General features: G+C 67.9%; 15 protein-coding genes and 1 pseudogene. 7 read left to right on the plus strand and 9 right to left on the minus strand.

Going from position 1 to position 15767, the window contains the following annotated elements; all coding sequences use genetic code 11:
* Positions 1–63 precede the first annotated feature (63 nt).
* Entirely contained in the window at positions 64–1200 is a 1137-nt protein-coding gene (locus tag VBO01S_RS09590; protein ID WP_062473393.1) for a thiolase family protein, read from the minus strand.
* Entirely contained in the window at positions 1197–1574 is a 378-nt protein-coding gene (locus VBO01S_RS09595; protein WP_062473394.1) for a Zn-ribbon domain-containing OB-fold protein, read from the minus strand. The genes VBO01S_RS09590 and VBO01S_RS09595 overlap by 4 nt, the downstream gene beginning before the upstream one ends.
* Before the next feature lie 104 nt (positions 1575–1678).
* Between VBO01S_RS09595 and gcvA the strand changes: the two genes are divergently transcribed.
* On the plus strand, positions 1679–2575 hold the full coding sequence (gene gcvA / locus VBO01S_RS09600; protein ID WP_082818057.1) for a transcriptional regulator GcvA: 897 nt from the start codon (positions 1679–1681) through the stop codon (positions 2573–2575).
* Between the two features lie 3 nt (positions 2576–2578).
* Here gcvA and VBO01S_RS09605 read toward each other — a convergent pair whose 3' ends face one another.
* Positions 2579–3814, minus strand: a complete 1236-nt coding sequence (locus VBO01S_RS09605) for an iron-containing alcohol dehydrogenase (protein WP_062473398.1) — start codon at positions 3812–3814, stop codon at positions 2579–2581.
* 134 nt (positions 3815–3948) lie between these two features.
* Here VBO01S_RS09605 and VBO01S_RS31715 point away from each other — a divergent pair.
* Positions 3949–4143, plus strand: a pseudogene (locus tag VBO01S_RS31715) (integrase); the annotation flags it as partial.
* Positions 4144–4337: 194 nt separating this feature from the next.
* On the opposite strand, the gene VBO01S_RS09610 reads toward VBO01S_RS31715, so the two are convergent.
* Positions 4338–5315, minus strand: a complete 978-nt coding sequence (locus tag VBO01S_RS09610; RefSeq protein WP_255221086.1) for an AraC family transcriptional regulator — start codon at positions 5313–5315, stop codon at positions 4338–4340.
* 122 nt (positions 5316–5437) lie between these two features.
* On the opposite strand from VBO01S_RS09610, the gene VBO01S_RS09615 reads away from it, so the two are divergent.
* The 5 genes from VBO01S_RS09615 to VBO01S_RS09635 all read left to right on the plus strand — a co-directional run bounded on the left by VBO01S_RS09615 (position 5438) and on the right by VBO01S_RS09635 (position 10697).
* Positions 5438–6169, plus strand: a complete 732-nt coding sequence (locus VBO01S_RS09615) for a fumarylacetoacetate hydrolase family protein (protein WP_082818058.1) — start codon at positions 5438–5440, stop codon at positions 6167–6169.
* Between the two features lie 25 nt (positions 6170–6194).
* Positions 6195–7073, plus strand: coding sequence for a polysaccharide deacetylase family protein (locus VBO01S_RS09620; protein ID WP_062473400.1), 879 nt, complete (start codon positions 6195–6197; stop codon positions 7071–7073).
* 83 nt (positions 7074–7156) lie between these two features.
* Entirely contained in the window at positions 7157–8410 is a 1254-nt protein-coding gene (locus tag VBO01S_RS09625; RefSeq protein ID WP_062473402.1) for an MFS transporter, read from the plus strand.
* A gap of 2 nt (positions 8411–8412) precedes the next feature.
* Complete coding sequence (locus VBO01S_RS09630) at positions 8413–9171, plus strand: sulfite exporter TauE/SafE family protein (RefSeq protein WP_062473493.1); 759 nt, start codon at positions 8413–8415, stop codon at positions 9169–9171.
* Between the two features lie 104 nt (positions 9172–9275).
* Entirely contained in the window at positions 9276–10697 is a 1422-nt protein-coding gene (locus VBO01S_RS09635; protein ID WP_157627329.1) for an amidohydrolase family protein, read from the plus strand.
* 34 nt (positions 10698–10731) lie between these two features.
* On the opposite strand, the gene VBO01S_RS09640 is transcribed toward VBO01S_RS09635, so the two are convergent.
* From VBO01S_RS09640 to VBO01S_RS09660, 5 genes are read right to left on the minus strand one after another with little or no spacing between them, the layout of a single operon-like run.
* On the minus strand, positions 10732–11961 hold the full coding sequence (locus tag VBO01S_RS09640; protein ID WP_062473407.1) for an SDR family NAD(P)-dependent oxidoreductase: 1230 nt from the start codon (positions 11959–11961) through the stop codon (positions 10732–10734).
* Entirely contained in the window at positions 11961–12506 is a 546-nt protein-coding gene (locus tag VBO01S_RS09645) for a nuclear transport factor 2 family protein (protein ID WP_062473409.1), read from the minus strand. Before VBO01S_RS09645 ends, VBO01S_RS09640 begins: the two co-directional genes overlap by 1 nt.
* Positions 12503–12883, minus strand: coding sequence for a VOC family protein (locus VBO01S_RS09650; RefSeq protein WP_062473411.1), 381 nt, complete (start codon positions 12881–12883; stop codon positions 12503–12505). Before VBO01S_RS09650 ends, VBO01S_RS09645 begins: the two co-directional genes overlap by 4 nt.
* Positions 12880–13638: an SDR family NAD(P)-dependent oxidoreductase gene (locus tag VBO01S_RS09655; protein WP_062473413.1), complete on the minus strand. Its 759-nt coding sequence runs from the start codon at positions 13636–13638 to the stop codon at positions 12880–12882. The genes VBO01S_RS09650 and VBO01S_RS09655 overlap by 4 nt, the downstream gene beginning before the upstream one ends.
* A complete protein-coding gene (locus tag VBO01S_RS09660) occupies positions 13635–15767 on the minus strand; it encodes an acetate--CoA ligase family protein (RefSeq protein WP_062473415.1) in 2133 nt (710 codons plus the stop codon). Before VBO01S_RS09660 ends, VBO01S_RS09655 begins: the two co-directional genes overlap by 4 nt.

Raw genomic sequence — 15767 nt, forward strand, 5'->3', positions numbered from 1 at the left:
CGATGGCGGTCAGGCCGGCCAACTCGTTGGGGATGATGTGGTCTGTCATGACGGGCTCCTTCTTCACGCAGCGAGGATGTGAATGGAACACGCGGCATGGTCCACGCCCCAGATGCCGCCGCCCGTCACCTGGCTCAGGCCAAGGCGGGCGCCTTGCACCTGCCGCTTGCCGGCGCGCTGCTGCAGCTGCTCGCACAGCTCGACGATCTGCGCGACACCCGTGGCGCCCGGCGGATGCCCCTTGGCCAGCAAACCGCCGCTCGCGTTCACGGGAATGCGCCCGCCGAGCGCCGTGGCGCCGCTGGCCAGCAATCCCGGCCCTTCCCCAGGCTCACACAGGCCGAGTGCCTCGTAGTACAGCAGCTCGGAAATGGTGAAGGCATCGTGCAGCTCAATCAGGCTGAGATCGCCAGCGCCGACACCGGCCTGCTCGTACGCCAGCCGCGCCGCGCGCCGCGTGATTTCCGCCTCGGTCATGTCCACCTGGTTGATCTCGAACAGGCCCGACTGCACCACCGAGGCCAGCACGCGCACCGGCTTCGCCGTGCCTCGGGAAGGACGTGTGCTGAGCACCAGCGCGGCAGCGCCGTCCACCACACCCGGGCAGCACTGCAGCAGCGTCAGCGGATCGGCCACCATGCGTGAAGCCAACACCTCTTCGCGCGTCACGGGGCGGCAGAAGGTCGCGATGGGGTTGAGCATGCCGTGGCGTCGGTTCTTCACCGCCACATCCGCCAGCACCTCGGCCGGAACGCCGCGCTCGTGCATGTAGCGCTTCGCGCGCATCGCGTAGAGCGCGGGCATGATCATGCCGCGCCGGTTGTTCCAGTCGCGTTCGTTCATGGGCAGCGCGCCGCCGCCGAGACCGCTCAGGTGGTCCATGCCGAAGACCAGCACCGTCTCGTACTGCCCCGCGCGAAGCGCCTGCAACGCCAGGTGAAACGCGGTGGCCCCGCTCGAGCAGGCGTTGTCGATGTTGTAGACGGCTTCGCCGCCGGTGCCCAGCTCTCGCAGCGCGCGCTGGCCGGGCAGGTGGCCGCCGAGCGCGTTGCCGCAGTAAAAGGCCTGCACATCGCGCATGCCCACCCCTGCGTCCTTCAACGCGGACAGGATGGCGGCCTGCGCGAGCGCCTCTTCGTTGAGATGCGCAAAGCGGCCGAAGTCGGAGATGCCGACACCGATGATCAACGGCTCGTTCATGCTGCGGCTCCCTTCAGCGGCGCAAAGGCGTAATCCGGCGTGCCGTCCGGGAGTTCGAACGCGACGGCATGCACCAGGTCACCGATGGCGGGCTCGCTGCCCTCGGGCCAGGCCAGGCGGCCAAACACCCGCAGGCCGTTGTCGAAGTCGACCATGCCCAGCGCGTACGCGGCCGCCTTGGCGGGATGAACCGTGGTGAAGGTGTACAGACGCCCGCTGGCGCCCATGGAAACCGGCTCCGCGGCCTCTCCGGCCTGGAGAAACTCGGGGGGTGGGAAGCGCAACTCGCCGGTGTCGCGGTAGCGCGCCCCCAGCAGCGTCATGCCGTCCGCATCATTGCGGAAGTGCGGTTCAGGGTACTTGGTGATTTCCATGTCTTGCCTCGTCGTTTTAGATTGGCTAGATTTCAGTTTATGTAGCTGCCCATCCTCAAACAAGGCAGTTTTTTCCCCTGCATCTTTTAGAAGTACTAAATCAAATGAACCGTAGCCGCCTGCCCCTTCTCGGCCTGCGAGCCTTTGAAGCCACCGCGCGCCATCAAAGCGTCTCGAATGCTGCGGCGGAGTTGTGCGTCACACCCGGCGCGGTGAGCCAGCAAGTCAAACTGCTCGAGGAAGTCGTGGGCGTGCCGCTGCTGCGGCGCAAGGGCCGCTCGGTCGAACTGACGGACGCGGGCCAAGTGCTGCGGCCCGCGCTCACGCAGGCATTTCAGACGATCGAACTGACGCTGAACGCCATCGCGCGCGGACCGCGTCACGACACGCTCAAGCTGTGCCTGCTGCCCACGCTCGCAGAGAAGTGGCTGGTGCCCCGCCTGTCCCGTTTCCACGGGGCGCATCCCGAGCTGGACATCCAGCTCATGACGAGCTTTCGCGAAATCCGCTTTGAAGCCGAGGACGTGGACATGGCCTCCTTCATGGGAACCGATGTACCTCCAGGCCTTGACGGTCTGAGGTTGTTCGACGACGCCTTCCAACCCGTCTGCAGCCCCGCGTTCCTGCGCGACACATGCCCGCTCGCGACACCCGCCGACCTGTCGAAGGCGACGCTCCTGCATTCCGTGCGTCGCATGGACGATTGGCAACGCTGGCTCGACCACGCCGGGTTGGCGAAGCTCAAGCCCAAGCGCCGCTTGTCGTTCGAGAACTCCTCGCTCGCGATCCAGGGGGCTGTCGATGGGCTGGGCGTCGCCATCGTCCAGCGCGCCTACGCTGTGGAGTTGCTCAAGGTCGGCACACTCGTCGCCCCCTTCGACCTGGTCGCGCGCAGCGACAACGGCTACTACCTCGTGTGGTCTACCGCGCGCGCGGCAACACCGGCCTTCGGATCCTTTCTTCAATGGATCCGGCAGGAGGTGCGAAACAGCACCACCTGAGCGCTAGGGAGCGATCGTCCTGGTGATGGCGGCGAGCATCGCCTCGCGATGGCGATCCAGCAGCCGGTCGTGATTGGCGTTGAAGTTGCGCAGTGCGAGCGCGAGCAGCCGGGGCGCATCGGCGGCGGGGATTCCACAATCGTGCAAGTCAGTCCGCCACCCTTGCGCCTGGAAGTTGCGTGCCACTTGCGCCGCGACCTGCGCGGCCGTCTCGGTGCCGTTGCCGCTCGATGGCAGTTCCGTGCCCAGTGCCTCGCCCATCGCGTGCGCCACCTCGGGCACTGCCGCGCCCAGTTCACGGATCATGGCCGGTGCAAAGGCCGCATAGCCGCGCGATTGCGTCACCCCTTCGTAGTGGTTGAAGACGCCGACGGCGCACGCGTAGGCCGCGCGCGCCAGCAGCTGGCATGACCAGGGCCGCCCGCCATCTTCCTCGTCGCGGTTTTGCAGCAACGCAGCGGCGCACAGGTCGATCCGGGCAGCCGCATCGTCCGCTTCGCCCAGCTTCGGATAGGCGTGTCGTGCCAGTTCCCACGCGTGCCGTCGACTGGCCTGGACCAGCGGGTTGGCTGTGCGCACGGCCCCCATGCACATCAAGGCCCACCAGTAGACCTCGAAGCTCGTGGAGCGCGCGAGCGCCGCCGGCGCAGTGGCCAGCGCCCTCGTGTCCCAGAACACCGCGCGTGGCCGGGTCTTGGGATCGAAAAATTCCAGGTGATGCGCGGAACCGCGATAGCGCGCAGCCGAACCGCCACGATTTTGTGCCGAGGTTGGCGAAGTCAGCACATTGAAGATCGGCATCTTCGGCGCATTCAGACGCTGGCTCACCGGCGGCTCGTCATCGCGATGGACCGTTGCCATTTCCAGCAGGGAACGGTTCTCCCCGAGCAACATGGCAACGATGCGCACGCCCTTGATCACGCTGCCTGCACCGACAGCAATGAGCGCGTCGGCCTGCACCTCGCGCGCCTTCGCAGCAGCCTCCTCGAGGCACTCCGCAGGCGCGCCTTCGGAGATGCCCGAGAAGATGCCGACGATGCGGCCACCCGCCAAGGTCTCGATCACTTGCGTGAGCCCGGTGCGCTCACGGACGCTGCGCCCGCACAGGATCAGCGCACGGGAGGCGCCGGCGCGCTGGAGTTCCCGGGGGAGTTCGATCAGCGCATCCGTCCCCGAGTAAATTCTCAGCGGATAGGTTCGGGCGTGAAAGTCGTGAATGGCCGGTTCGTCAAAAGACATGTCGAAGCTTTGGGCGGTGGAGGATGTCGCCCAAGGTTAGAGATGGTCATGCCGGTCCACAATGCATATTCCATCGCTTGATCATTGAGTTCGCCTAAGGATTGCCTGTCGGACGACTGCCGTAGAAGCGAATTGAACCGGGGCTTCATCGTGCCGACTACGGGGCCCATCCGATGCAACGCACCAAGGCTGCGCTGATCTATCGGTGCACGAAGAATCCGTACGCGGTGCAGCTGCTGCTCGGGTATTCGACACTCGAGTCCACCGTGCGATATCTCGGCATTGAGGTCGACGACGCGTTGGAGATTTCAGAGCAGACCGAGATCTGAAGCGCACGGTCGCTGGCAGCCAACGAATGACTGCTTCCGAGGCAGGCAATCATTTGGACTCAAGATCTGAGCGGCTGCAATCAGTCTGGAGCGGCCGCACGCGAAGGACTGCCATGCAACGAATGCCCACGTCGGACTTGCAGCCACCGACGTCAAGCTCGAGAGCCTGATTGCTTGCTGGGAGCATCGCGCCGTCAGTCCCACGTCCGATTCCCTCCTCGCTGAAATTGCCGCCGGTACGCAGAAGGCGTCGCCCCGACGATCTGTCCGAAACGGCGCGCGAACTGCGTCGGCTCTCCGAAACCGGTGCTTTCGCCGATCTCCGCCGCAGAGGCGCCTGTAAAGACCAGCAGCGTCTTGGCGCGCTCGATCCGGCGTTCGGTCACCAGCTCCAGGAAGGTCTTGCCCGTTTCGCTCTTCAGCAGGTGGGCCAGATGCGTGGGCGACACATGGCTCGCATGCGCCGCGTCGCCCAACGTCAGCTCCTGCGCGAGGTTGCGGCTGATGTAGCGGATGCAGCGCAGCACCGCCGGTCGGTACGACTGCAGGGCCATCCCCTGCGCCTCGCAGTTGCGAAACTCCTCGCCGTAGCGCCGCCACACCATGCCGATCAGGTGAAGCAGATGGCTGCGAATCAGCAGGTGGCTGGCGGTGTCTTCGCCCGGCGGCCGCTGCGCTTCCTGCGCCATGTGTTCGCACAGCGCTTGGAGCTGGTGGGTCTCAGTTTCATCGAAGCGGAAATCCAGGCAATGCTGGAACCGGAAAGGCGCGAGCTCGGGCGCGCGTGACAACGGCACCTCCGACAGCTCGAACACGTCGAGGTCCAGCGACGGCAGCAGGTAATCCTTGCTGATATTGATCACATGGAACACGCCGTCGGCCGCGTTCGGGATGTAGTGAACCAGGAAGGGCAGCACGAAGCTCACCGTGCCGGCGCCGATGGCGCGCTGGTTGCCGCCGATGTAGTGCGTGGTCTCGCCCCGCGTGTTGACGTAGATCTGGAAGTACTCATGCCGGTGCGGCACCGGATTCGGCAGGCAGTTGCTCTGGTCGTGAATGCCGAAATAGGCGCGCTGTGCCCGCGCCGCCATCGTGTAGTTGCTGATGGCGGCACGCGCGGCACCGGCGCGGGGCGGCGGCACGAATTCGTCGGGGGAAGGCGTGGGTGGCATGAAGAGCTGATCTCAAGATCGCAAGGATTGCATATCTTTGCGCAAGCCTGCGCGTTGAGGTGAGAAGGCCTCGTTCCTAGACTCTAGCCACTCCTTTCCAAACCTTCCAGAGAGACAAACCCATGTCCCCCCACCCGACGGCCGAGCTCGCGCAAGCGACCGATGTCCCCGCAAATACCGACGCCCTGCAGGTCCCGCCCGTTTCCATCGACATCGTGGACAGCGACCAACGCTTTCCGGTGCGCCGCGTCTACTGCGTGGGCCGCAACTACCTGGCCCACATCCGGGAGATGAAGGAAGGCGACGAGCGCGATCCGCCGTTCTTCTTCCAGAAGCCGTCCGACTCGGTGGTGACCGACGGGCGCGTGCCCTACCCCACGCTGACGGACGACTTCCAGTTCGAGTTCGAACTCGTCGTGGCCATCGGCACTCATGCGTCGAACGTGACGCCGGAGGAGGCGCTGGATCACGTCTTTGGCTACGCTGCGGGCCTGGACATGACCCGACGTGACCGCCAGCGCGAATGCAACAAGCGCGGCCTGCCGTGGGAACAGGGCAAGTCTTTCGACCACTCGGCGCCCTGCGGCCCGATCCATCCGGTAGCGAAGGTCGGGCACATCCGCTCGGGAACACTCAATCTCTCGGTGAACGGCGCGGTGCGGCAAGACTCGGTGCTCGAAAAGATGATCTGGAACGTCCACGAGATCGTCAGCGAGCTGTCCAAGCAATACCGCCTGCTGCCCGGCGACCTGATCTTCACCGGCACGCCCGAAGGAGTCGGCCCGGTGCAGCGCGGCGACAAGCTCACCGGCCGCATCGACGGGCTCGCGCCCCTGCAGGTCGAGATCGTCTGAGCCCGCAACAGCACACGGAGACACCATGAAACCACTCGAACGCATCTCGTACTCGTCCATCGCGGACCGTCCCGCACTGAAGTTGCCCGGCGGCAAACGACTGGCCGTCTGGGTGATCGTCAACGTCGAGGAATGGAACATCGACGAGACCATGCCCCGCACCGTGCTGACACCACCGGCCGGCGGTTCGCCGATGCCCGACATCCCGAACTGGGCCTGGCACGAGTACGGCAACCGCGTCGGCTTCTGGCGCATGCTCGAAGTGATCGACGCGCTCGGCATCAATGCCACGCTCGCCATCAACGGTTCGGCCATCGGCGCCTACGAGCCCATCGCCAAGGCGGCGAAGGAACGCCAGTGGGAGTTCATCGGCCACGGCTTCGGGCAGCGCAACATGCAAAAGGTCCCCGACGAGGTCGAGGACATCGCCAAGACCACCGAGGCCATTCGCGCCTACACCGGCAAGCGCCCGCGCGGCTGGCTCGGCCCGGGGCTCACCGAGACCTGGCACACGCCCGACATCCTGGCCGAGCAGGGCTACGAGTACGTGTGCGACTGGGTGCTCGACGATCAGCCGGTGCGGCTGAAGACGCGCGACGGCGGCACGATCGTGAACGTGCCCTACACGCAGGAATGCAACGACGTGGCAATGATGCTGATCCAGCACCACAAGGCCAGCGAGTACCGTGACCGCGCCATCGACCAGTTCGAACAGCTCTATGCCGACGCGAAAGACTCGGCCCGTGTCATGGCGCTGGTGGTGCACCCGTACATCATGGGCGCGCCGCACCGCCTGCGCTACTTCCGAGAAGCGCTGGCGCACATCCAGACGCATGACGGCGTGGCCTTCATGACCGGCGAGCAGATCCTCGACTGGTACGGCGCGGCAAGCCCCGCTGCGTGAACCCTCGCCGGCACAGCGCCGGCGACCCCGTGCAACGAACGAACAACAAACAGATTTCTCGCTCGGCGAGAAGGAGACAACACGTGCATTCCTCAACCTCCGTCATTTCACCGGCGGTCGGTGGCGCGCGCCGCGAGGCGCCCATCACCGCACTGGAGATCGGCATGTTCCTGGTGCTGCTCGCCTCGTACGCGCTCAACGCGATGGACCGACAGATCTTTCCACTCATCGCCGCGGACGTGCGCAAGGAGTTCGGCTTCAGTCTGGCAGACACCGGTTTGCTGTCCACCATCTTCACGCTGGGCATGGCCGTGGCCGGCGTCCCGACGGGCTACCTGCTGGCGCGGCTGTCGCGCAAGACGGTGTTGCAGATCGGCATTGCGATCTTCTCGCTGGGTACGCTGCTGGCGGCCTACTCGTACGGCTTCGCCGACATGATCGTCTACCGGGCCGTCACCGGCATCGGCGAAGCGATGCAACTGACGGTGGTGATCGCCATTGCCGCGAGCTACTTCGCGCGCTACCGGGCCACCGCCGTGGGCGCCATCAACTTCTCTTTCGGCATCGGCGCGATCCTGGGGCCGCTGCTCGGCGGCCACCTGATCGGCGTCGAGCGCGATTGGCGCCTGCCGCTCATCGTGTTCGGCGTCGCGGGCTTCGCGGCCATGGCGATCATCGCGCTCACCGTGAGCAAGCGCATGACCGAGAACGTGGCGGCCACCGGCGGGCGCGCCGACCAGCGCGGCGCCACCACGCTGTGGAACCGCAACACGGCTCTGCTGACTGGCATGAGCGTCATCGGTGGGCTCTGCATCTATGGCTACCTGGGCATGTACCCGACCTTCCTGCGCGAGCACCTGCACTACACGCCGTCGGACACCGGCCGCGTGATGAGCATCTTCGGTTTCGGTGTGTTCGCGTCGATCTTCGGCGGCTGGCTCGGCGACCGCTTCCATCCCAAGCTCGTGCTCTCGGCGAGCTTCATGGGCACCGGCCTGCTGGGCTTCCTGATGTTCTCGGGCCCCACCGACATGGTGGTGCAGTCGGCGCTGTCCTTCGCGTGGGGCTTCGTGGTGAGCGGCGTGCTGTACGTGAACCTGGCGGGGTATCACATCAAGGCGGTGCATGCCTCTCTCACGAGCCGCGCCACGGGCGTGTTCGTCACCACGCTGTACGGCGCGGGTGCGGTCGCGGGCTTCGTCATCGGCGGCATCGCCTCGCGCTTCGGCTGGAGCACGGCCGGACTGGTGCAGATCACGCTGCTGGCGGCTGTCGGCGTGCTGCTCACGCTGCTGCTGCACACCGATCGCATGTCGCTGCCGGCGCGCAAGCCGTGATGCTGCTCGACGGGGCGCTGCTCGGCGGCGCCGCGGCCCTGGCCGGCGCACTCAATGCCGTGGCGGGCGGCGGCAGTTTCCTGACGCTGCCGGCACTGGCGATGGTCGGCGTGCCGCTGGTGTCGGCCAACGCCACCGGAACCGCCGCGCTGCTGCCGGGCTACCTGGCCGGCGCCTGGGCATTGCGCAAGGAACTGTCTGGGCCGATGTCGCCTTCGCTCCTGCGGTTGGGTGTGCTGTCGGTGCTCGGCGGCGCGGCCGGTGCGGCGCTGTTGCTGTCGACCTCGAACCATGCCTTTGCCCGCATCGTGCCGTGGCTGCTGCTGGCCGCGACGCTGCTCTTCGCGATCGGGCCCGGCCTGGTGCGCCGCAGGCTCGCCACGGCCGACAACCACAAGCCACGAGGCCGGTGGCTCGCCGACCTGGGCATCGCCGCGGTCGCCGTCTATGGCGGCTACTTCAACGGCGGCCTCGGCATCCTGCTGCTCGCCGTGCTTGGTGCGCTGGGGCACACGGACATGGGACGCATGAACGGCATCAAGAACTTCGTCTCCGCGATCCTGACGCTGATCGCCGTGGCGATTTACGCGGCCAGTGGCGCGATCGTCTGGACCTACGCGCTGTGGATGGCCCTCGGTGCCACGGTCGGTGGCTATGCCGGCGGCATGCTCGCACGGCGACTGAAGCCCGAGGTGGTGCGCGGCTTCGTCGTGTTGACGGGGCTGGCGATGACCGCGGCGTTTCTTCTCAAGGCGTACTGAGCGGGGCTTTCGTCTCCTCTTTCCATCACTTCAATCACTGGCAACTACTGGGTCTGGACATGCAAACAACCAAAAGAGACTTCACTCGTTTTGCAGGCGCCCTGATGGTCGCCGCCACCGGTGCACCGGCGCTGGTCGGCTCGGCATCGGTGTCGGCCCGCACGGCGCGTGCGCCCACATCGCCCGGCCTTCGACGCGGCAATTACCTCATCCGCAACGGCGCGGTCATCACGGTCGACCGCAGCAAGGGCGTGCTGCCGCGAGCCGACGTGTGGGTCCGCAACGGCGTGATCGAGAAGATCGGGCGCGGCCTGAGCGCACCGGCTGGCACGGAGATCATCGATGCGACCGACATGATCGTCATGCCGGGCTTCGTCAATTCGCACTATCACATGTGGAGCGCCATCGGCCGCAGCTTCACCGCGCGCGACGGCGGCTTCTCGTACTACCCCGCCAAGAACGCGACCTCGACCCTGTACACGCCCGACGATTTCTACAACAGCGTGATGCTGGGTTGCGCCGAGCTGGCGAACGGCGGCACGACGACCGTGCACAACTGGTCGCACAACACCCGCTCCCCCGCCCATGCCGATGCCGAGCTGCGTGCGCACCAGCACGCGCTGCTGCGCGCCCGCTACGCCTACGGCCACGTCGACAAGATGCCCGCCGACGAACTCAACCGCTATGACGACCTGGCGCGCGTGCGGCGCGAGTGGTTCGGCGAGCGTTCGCCTTTCGACGGACTGGTGCACCTGGGGCTGAACCTGCGCGGCCCGCAGCAAAGCACCGACGCCGTGTTCCACGAAGAGATGAAGTCCGCCAAGGCCAGCGGATTGCCCGTCGCGATCCACGCACCGCAGGAGGCACCGAACAACGTCGATGCCGTCGACTACGAACGACGCGGCTACCTGGGGCCGGATTTCATGCTCGCGCACTACGTGCCCGCCAGCACAGCCGACCTGGCGGCCATGGCGCGCACGAAAACGCCGCTGTCCTTTGCCACGCACTCCGAACTGCGGCTCAGCGGTACCGGCGACGCGCGTGCCGCGCTCTTCGCGATGCGCAACGCGGGCCTGATCATTTCGTTGTCGAGCGATGCGACCTCCATCGCCCCGCCCGACATGTTCGAGGCGATGCGCTTCACCTGGAACCTGGGCGTGCCGTGGGCCGGCACGCCCAGCGCGCAGTCGAAGGCGATCGGCGTGCCCGAGGCGATCGAGATGGCGACCCTCAACGGCGCCATCGCGATGGGGCTGGGCGAGGTCACTGGCTCGATCACCGAAGGCAAGCGCGCCGACCTCATCCTGGTGCGCACACAGGACCTGAACATGGGCCCGGTCGGCAACGTCGAGACCGCCATCGTGCAAAGCGGCAGTGCCGCCAACGTCGACACCGTGATGGTCGATGGGCGGATCGTGAAGCGCAACGGCCGGCTACTGGCCTACGACACGCGCGGCATCATGCGCCGCGCGCGGCAATCGGCGGACCGGATTCGCGCTGCGGCGAGCGAAGCCCTGAAGGCCTGAAGCTCCTGCGGCCATTCACACGCGGCGCAGGAACTCAATGCCCGGCGCCGAGCCTCAGCACCTGACCGGTCAGAAACTGCGCGCGCGGGCCGGCCACGTAGTCGAGCAGAGGCAGGCAGGCCTGTGGCGCCAGGCCGTGCGTCAGCTCCAGCGCGTTGATACGCAGCCCGTGCGCGCCCCATTCGGCGGCCAGCGTGGCCACCAGCATCCGGACTGCATCGGCGTCGCCGGCCAGTGGCCAATCGAGCTCCGGCTCGGACGCAGGCAGCAGCAGCGTGAGACTGGCCAGCGCAGCGTGGCTCGACCGAAAGCAGCGCGCCGCATCGAGCACGGCATCGAGCCGCGTGCCGGGCTGTGCCTCCAGCGCGCGCGCGTCGATGACCGCCGGACAGCCCGCGCGCTCGAGGTGGCCTGCATGCGCGCGCACCCACACGCCCAGTGCCGCATGCCAGGCCGGCTCGCGCACGGACTCGAGATGCGGGCGCAAGGGCGCATCGAACGGAAGGGGCGGATGCGCGCCGGCCGGCAGCGGCTGGCTTCCTCCGCACACGGACGAGCCGCCGTCGAGCACCAGCAGTTGTCCGGTGAGCACGCGCGCGCCGGGACTGGCCAGGAAGCACAACGCGTGCGCCATGTCCTCGGGCTCGGCCATCCGGCCCATGGGGATCTTCGACACCGCCTGCGCCGGGTTCAGCCGGCCGCCATCGATCAGGTGCTGCACGAGTTCGGTGCGCACGAAGCCAGGTGCCAGCGTGGTCACCGTCCAGTCGGGCCGGGCTTGCGCCAACGCGCGGCTCTGCGCGATCAGTCCAGCCTTGCTGGGGCTGTAGAGACCGCGCCACGGAATGGCGCGCAGGCCTGCGCCGGACGCCACGTTGACGATGCGCGCCCCGGGCCGCAGGTGCGGCGCACAGGCCTGCACCATGCGCGCCGGCGCGGCCAGGTTGAGCGCAAGAAGGCGATCCGCCGAGCCGTCGTCGTGGCCCGACGTGGCCTCGGCGCCACCGGCCGACAGGCCCGCGTTGTTGATCAATGCATCGAGCGGCGGAATCTCGTGCCCCAGGCGCTCGATCCGCGCCGCATCCGTCAGGTCGGCCACGAGGCTCATCGGTGGCGCGGCGTCGGCCGGCCAGGCGGCTTCGAGGCGCTGCAGCGCCTGCGCATCGGCGTCGACCAGCACGCAGCGCCATCCTGCGCGCGCCAGGGCCAACGCCGTGGCGCGGCCGATGCCTGCAGCGGCGCCGGTGAGCAGAACGGTGGGCATCAGGTGCCGCGCACGTCGCGCAACAGCGCGTACACGGCGTCGAGCGGCGCTGCCCTGCCGACCGGCTGGCGCGCGCCGAACAGCGTGGCGTCGTCCTGCGTCAGCTCGGGCCGTGTGCGCTCTTCGATCCAGTCGTAGACCACGGTGCGCGCGGCCACGCGCCACTCGCCGCCACGACGTTCGAAACGGTCCACGTAACGCCCGCAAAGGAAAGTCTCGAGGTCCGGCCGTGTGGCCGTGGCCTGCAGCGCGAAGAAGCTGCTTTCCACCGCAGCCACCTCGCCATGCAGTTCGATCAGCACGTTGGTGATCTGGTGGACGCGGCGTCCGCCTTGCCGCAACCTGGGCAGCGCCTGCGCGATGAAGCCGGCGGCGCTGCCGTTCCACGCGCCGTGGCAGTCCGTGGCGTCCTCCCAGTAAGCCGAACGCAAGGCGGCCTCGTCGCAGCGGTCGATGCCGCGGCAATAGCGCAGCAGGCAGTCGCGGATCGCCTCGCGGTCCAGCAGCGACTGCAAGGCCGCCGGCATCGGCTCGGGTGTACTCATGCAGCAGTGGGCGCGGCGCGCCGAAAGAGCTGCACCAGGTTGCCCTCGGGATCGCGCAGCGACAGCACGGCCCCGTGGTCGCCCATGTCGCGCAGGCCCAGGACCTGCCCGCCGGCGGCAACGATGCGTTCCTGCGCGCCCTCGAAGTCGTCCACCTCCAGCACCATCACCAGCCCGCTGGTGGCGGGCGCCGCTTCTTCAAGGCAGGCCAGGGCCACGTTGGTGTTGCCCACGCCGTACTGGATCCAGCGGTCGCCATCGCGAAACTTCATCGGCAGGCCGAGCGCACCTTCGTAGAAGGCATGCAGGCGGGCCGGCTCCTTCGCCACGACGAACACGTTCTGCACGCGCTTGGGCGATGCAACGGCGCCGCTCACAGCGAGGTCTCCGAAGCGCCGCCGTCCAGGCGCAGCACATCCGCATTGAAGAAGCGCGAGCCGTCGCCGGCCAGGAAGCAGATGGCATCGGCGATGTCCTCCACCGTGCCCAGGCGGCCCAGCGGTGTGCGCCCGATGCGCCGGGCGTCGAGTTCGGCGTTGCGATGCTTGGCCGTGCCCTCGGTGGGCACGGCACCGGGCGCGACCGCGTTCACGCGGATGTTGCGCGCGCCCAGGTCGGCCGCCGATGCGCGGGTGATGCCCAGCACGCCGGCCTTGATGCCGCTGTAGACCACCGATCGCATGGGCGACTTGAAGGCCGCGATGGACGCCACGTTGATGATCGAGCCGCCGCGCTGCGGGTCCATGACTTCCGCTGCGGCCTGGATGCCCCAGATCACCGACTTGAAGCCGATCTCCACCATGCGGTCCATGACCTCCGGCGTGATCTCGGCGAGCGGCTGGTAGCGCACCCAGGCGGCGTTGTTGACCATGATGTCCAGCCGTCCCGCATCGCGCACGAACTGCGCCACGGCCTCGCGCATGCCTTCGCGCGTCGATACATCGCAGGGCAGGCCGATGGCCCGGCCGCCCAGCGCGCGGATCTCGGTCACGGCCTCTTCCACGAACTCGGGCTTCAGGTCGTTGATGCCGACCGTGGCGCCCAGGCGCGCCATGGCGCGTGCGGTGGCGCGACCGATGCCGTGGCCGGCGCCGCTGATGAAGGCCGCTCGGCCTGAAAGAGACATGGTCATGGGTGGGCTTTCGTGAGGGGTGGCTCGGGCACCAGCAGGGCGTCCAGCGCATGCGCGCCGCGCCCCTGGTCCAGCACCACCAAGGGATTGATATCGATCTCGGACACGCTGTCGGCATGGCGCACGGCAAATCGCGACAGCGCCACGATGGCCTTCGCCGCCGCCGGCACATCGGCCTTGGGCCGGCCGCGCGCGCCGTCGAGCAGCGGGAAGGCCTTGAGCGACTGCAGCATGGCGGTGGCCTGAGCCTCGTCCACGGGCGCCGGCTGCAGCGCCACGTCCTTGAAGATCTCGGCAAAGATGCCGCCCAGGCCGACCATCACCATCGGACCGAACATCGGGTCCTTCTTGGTGCCCAGGATCAGCTCGACGCCGCCCTGCACCATCTGCGCGACGAGCACGCCGGCGATGCGGGCCGCGGGCGCCTTCTGCGCCACGCGCGCAAGCAGGTTCCCGTATTCCTCAAGCAGCTGCGCCTCGGAACGCACGCCGACGAACACGCCGCCGACCTCGGTCTTGTGGGCGATGTCGGGCGAGACGATCTTGAGCACCAGCGGAAAGCCCATCGCGCGCGCCGCGGCGAGCGCCTCGTCGCGGTTGGCGGCAATCGCCTCACGCGGCACGGGCAGGCCGGCTTCGGCCAGCACGGCCTTGGCGCTCGCCTCGGTGGCGAAGGCCTGCGCAGCCAACGGCACGCGCTCGATGGCCGGCGCTGCCGCCCGTGCGGTGTCGCGCGCGCCGAAGCGCAGCAGTGCCGCCACCGTCGCGCAGGCCGCATCGATGCCTTCGACCACGGGAAAGCCCATGGCGTTGAGCGTGGCCCGCACCTCCTGCGGCGCGCGGGCGCACAGGAGGATCAGGCGCGAAGGATGGTCCTTGCGCACCTGTTCCAGAGCAGCAAGAAACACATCGCGCAGCCGGGGCACATGGAAGGCATTGGCCGATTGCAGGATCAGCGCATCGCAACTGTCGTCGCGCGCCACCGCATCGAGCATCTGGGCCAGCACCTCGGGCCGGCTCGACACCTGCGCCGTCATGTCCACCGGATTGGAGGGCGCGGCGAAGGGCACGACCGACAGGATGCGTTCCTGCGTCTGCGCGGCGAGCTTGGGCAGCGCCAGGCCTTGCGCGCTGGCCGCATCGGCCAGCAGCACGCCGAAGCCGCCGGAGGCCGTGAGCACGGCCACGCGATGGCCGCCGGACACATGCGCAGGACCGACGACCGACAGCGCATGGCCGACTTCGAGCAACTGCTCGATGCTGGGCACGCGGATGGCGCCGCCGTTGCGCAGCACGGCATCGAACACCGCGTCGGAACAGGCCAGCGCGCCGGTGTGCGAGGCCGCCGCTTCGCTGCCGGCCTCCGAGACGCCGACCTTCAACACCACCAGCGGCTTGCCCGCTTCGCGGGCCATCGCCATGGCCTGCGTCAGCTTGGCGCCGTCGCGGCAGGTTTCCATGCAGCAAAGGATCACGCGCGTGCCGGGGTCGGCCGCCAGCGAGGCGATGGCATCGGCGATGTCCACGTCGCATTCGTTGCCCGTGGTCAGCATGCGGCTGACGCCCAGGCCGCGCTCGCCGGCCAGGCGCAGGGTGAAGCTGCCGAGGTTGCCGCTCTGCGAGACGATGCCCACCGGGCCGGCCACGGGAAAGGACGACTCCAGCGCCACCGAAAAGGTGGCGATGCTCTTGTCGGGCACGCCGATCGCGCCCAGGCAGTTGGGGCCGACCACGCGCAGGCCGGTGGCCCGCGCGACGTCGCCGATCTGGGCCTGCAGGCGGCTGCCCTCTTCACCCATCTCGGAAAAGCCGGCCGACAGGATGACCGCGGCTTTCACGCCGCGCCGGGCGCAGTCTTTCACCGCGTCGAGCACGCCCGCAGGCGGCACGGCGACCACGGCCAATTCGGGCACTTCGGGCACGTCGTCCAGGGTTGCATAGGCCGGCAGCGACTGCACGAGGCCCGCCTTGCGGTTGATCGGATAGATGTCGCCCGCATAGCCGTACTTCTGCAGGAACTGCAGGGGCCGGCCGCCGATCTTGGTGACGTCGTCCGACGCCCCGAAGATGGCGATCGAGCGCGGCTCGAACAGCGCGTCCATGCCGCGCCCCACTTCCACGACCGGCAT

The organism is Variovorax boronicumulans NBRC 103145, from assembly GCF_001591345.1.
In the GTDB taxonomy this organism is placed as follows: Bacteria; Pseudomonadota; Gammaproteobacteria; order Burkholderiales; family Burkholderiaceae_C; genus Variovorax; species Variovorax boronicumulans.

Excerpts from the sequence above, each read along its gene's own strand:
- VBO01S_RS09590 (WP_062473393.1), bottom strand. The coding sequence starts at position 1,200 with ATGAACGAGCCGTTGATCATCGGTGTCGGCATCTCCGACTTCGGCCGC.
- VBO01S_RS09595 (WP_062473394.1), bottom strand. The coding sequence starts at position 1,574 with ATGGAAATCACCAAGTACCCTGAACCGCACTTCCGCAATGATGCGGAC.
- gcvA (WP_082818057.1), top strand. The coding sequence starts at position 1,679 with ATGAACCGTAGCCGCCTGCCCCTTCTCGGCCTGCGAGCCTTTGAAGCC.
- VBO01S_RS09605 (WP_062473398.1), bottom strand. The coding sequence starts at position 3,814 with ATGTCTTTTGACGAACCGGCCATTCACGACTTTCACGCCCGAACCTAT.
- VBO01S_RS09610 (WP_255221086.1), bottom strand. The coding sequence starts at position 5,315 with ATGCCACCCACGCCTTCCCCCGACGAATTCGTGCCGCCGCCCCGCGCC.
- VBO01S_RS09615 (WP_082818058.1), top strand. The coding sequence starts at position 5,438 with ATGTCCCCCCACCCGACGGCCGAGCTCGCGCAAGCGACCGATGTCCCC.
- VBO01S_RS09620 (WP_062473400.1), top strand. The coding sequence starts at position 6,195 with ATGAAACCACTCGAACGCATCTCGTACTCGTCCATCGCGGACCGTCCC.
- VBO01S_RS09635 (WP_157627329.1), top strand. The coding sequence starts at position 9,276 with ATGGTCGCCGCCACCGGTGCACCGGCGCTGGTCGGCTCGGCATCGGTG.
- VBO01S_RS09640 (WP_062473407.1), bottom strand. The coding sequence starts at position 11,961 with ATGCCCACCGTTCTGCTCACCGGCGCCGCTGCAGGCATCGGCCGCGCC.
- VBO01S_RS09645 (WP_062473409.1), bottom strand. The coding sequence starts at position 12,506 with ATGAGTACACCCGAGCCGATGCCGGCGGCCTTGCAGTCGCTGCTGGAC.
- VBO01S_RS09655 (WP_062473413.1), bottom strand. The coding sequence starts at position 13,638 with ATGACCATGTCTCTTTCAGGCCGAGCGGCCTTCATCAGCGGCGCCGGC.
- VBO01S_RS09660 (WP_062473415.1), bottom strand. The coding sequence starts at position 15,767 with ATGCCGGTCGTGGAAGTGGGGCGCGGCATGGACGCGCTGTTCGAGCCG.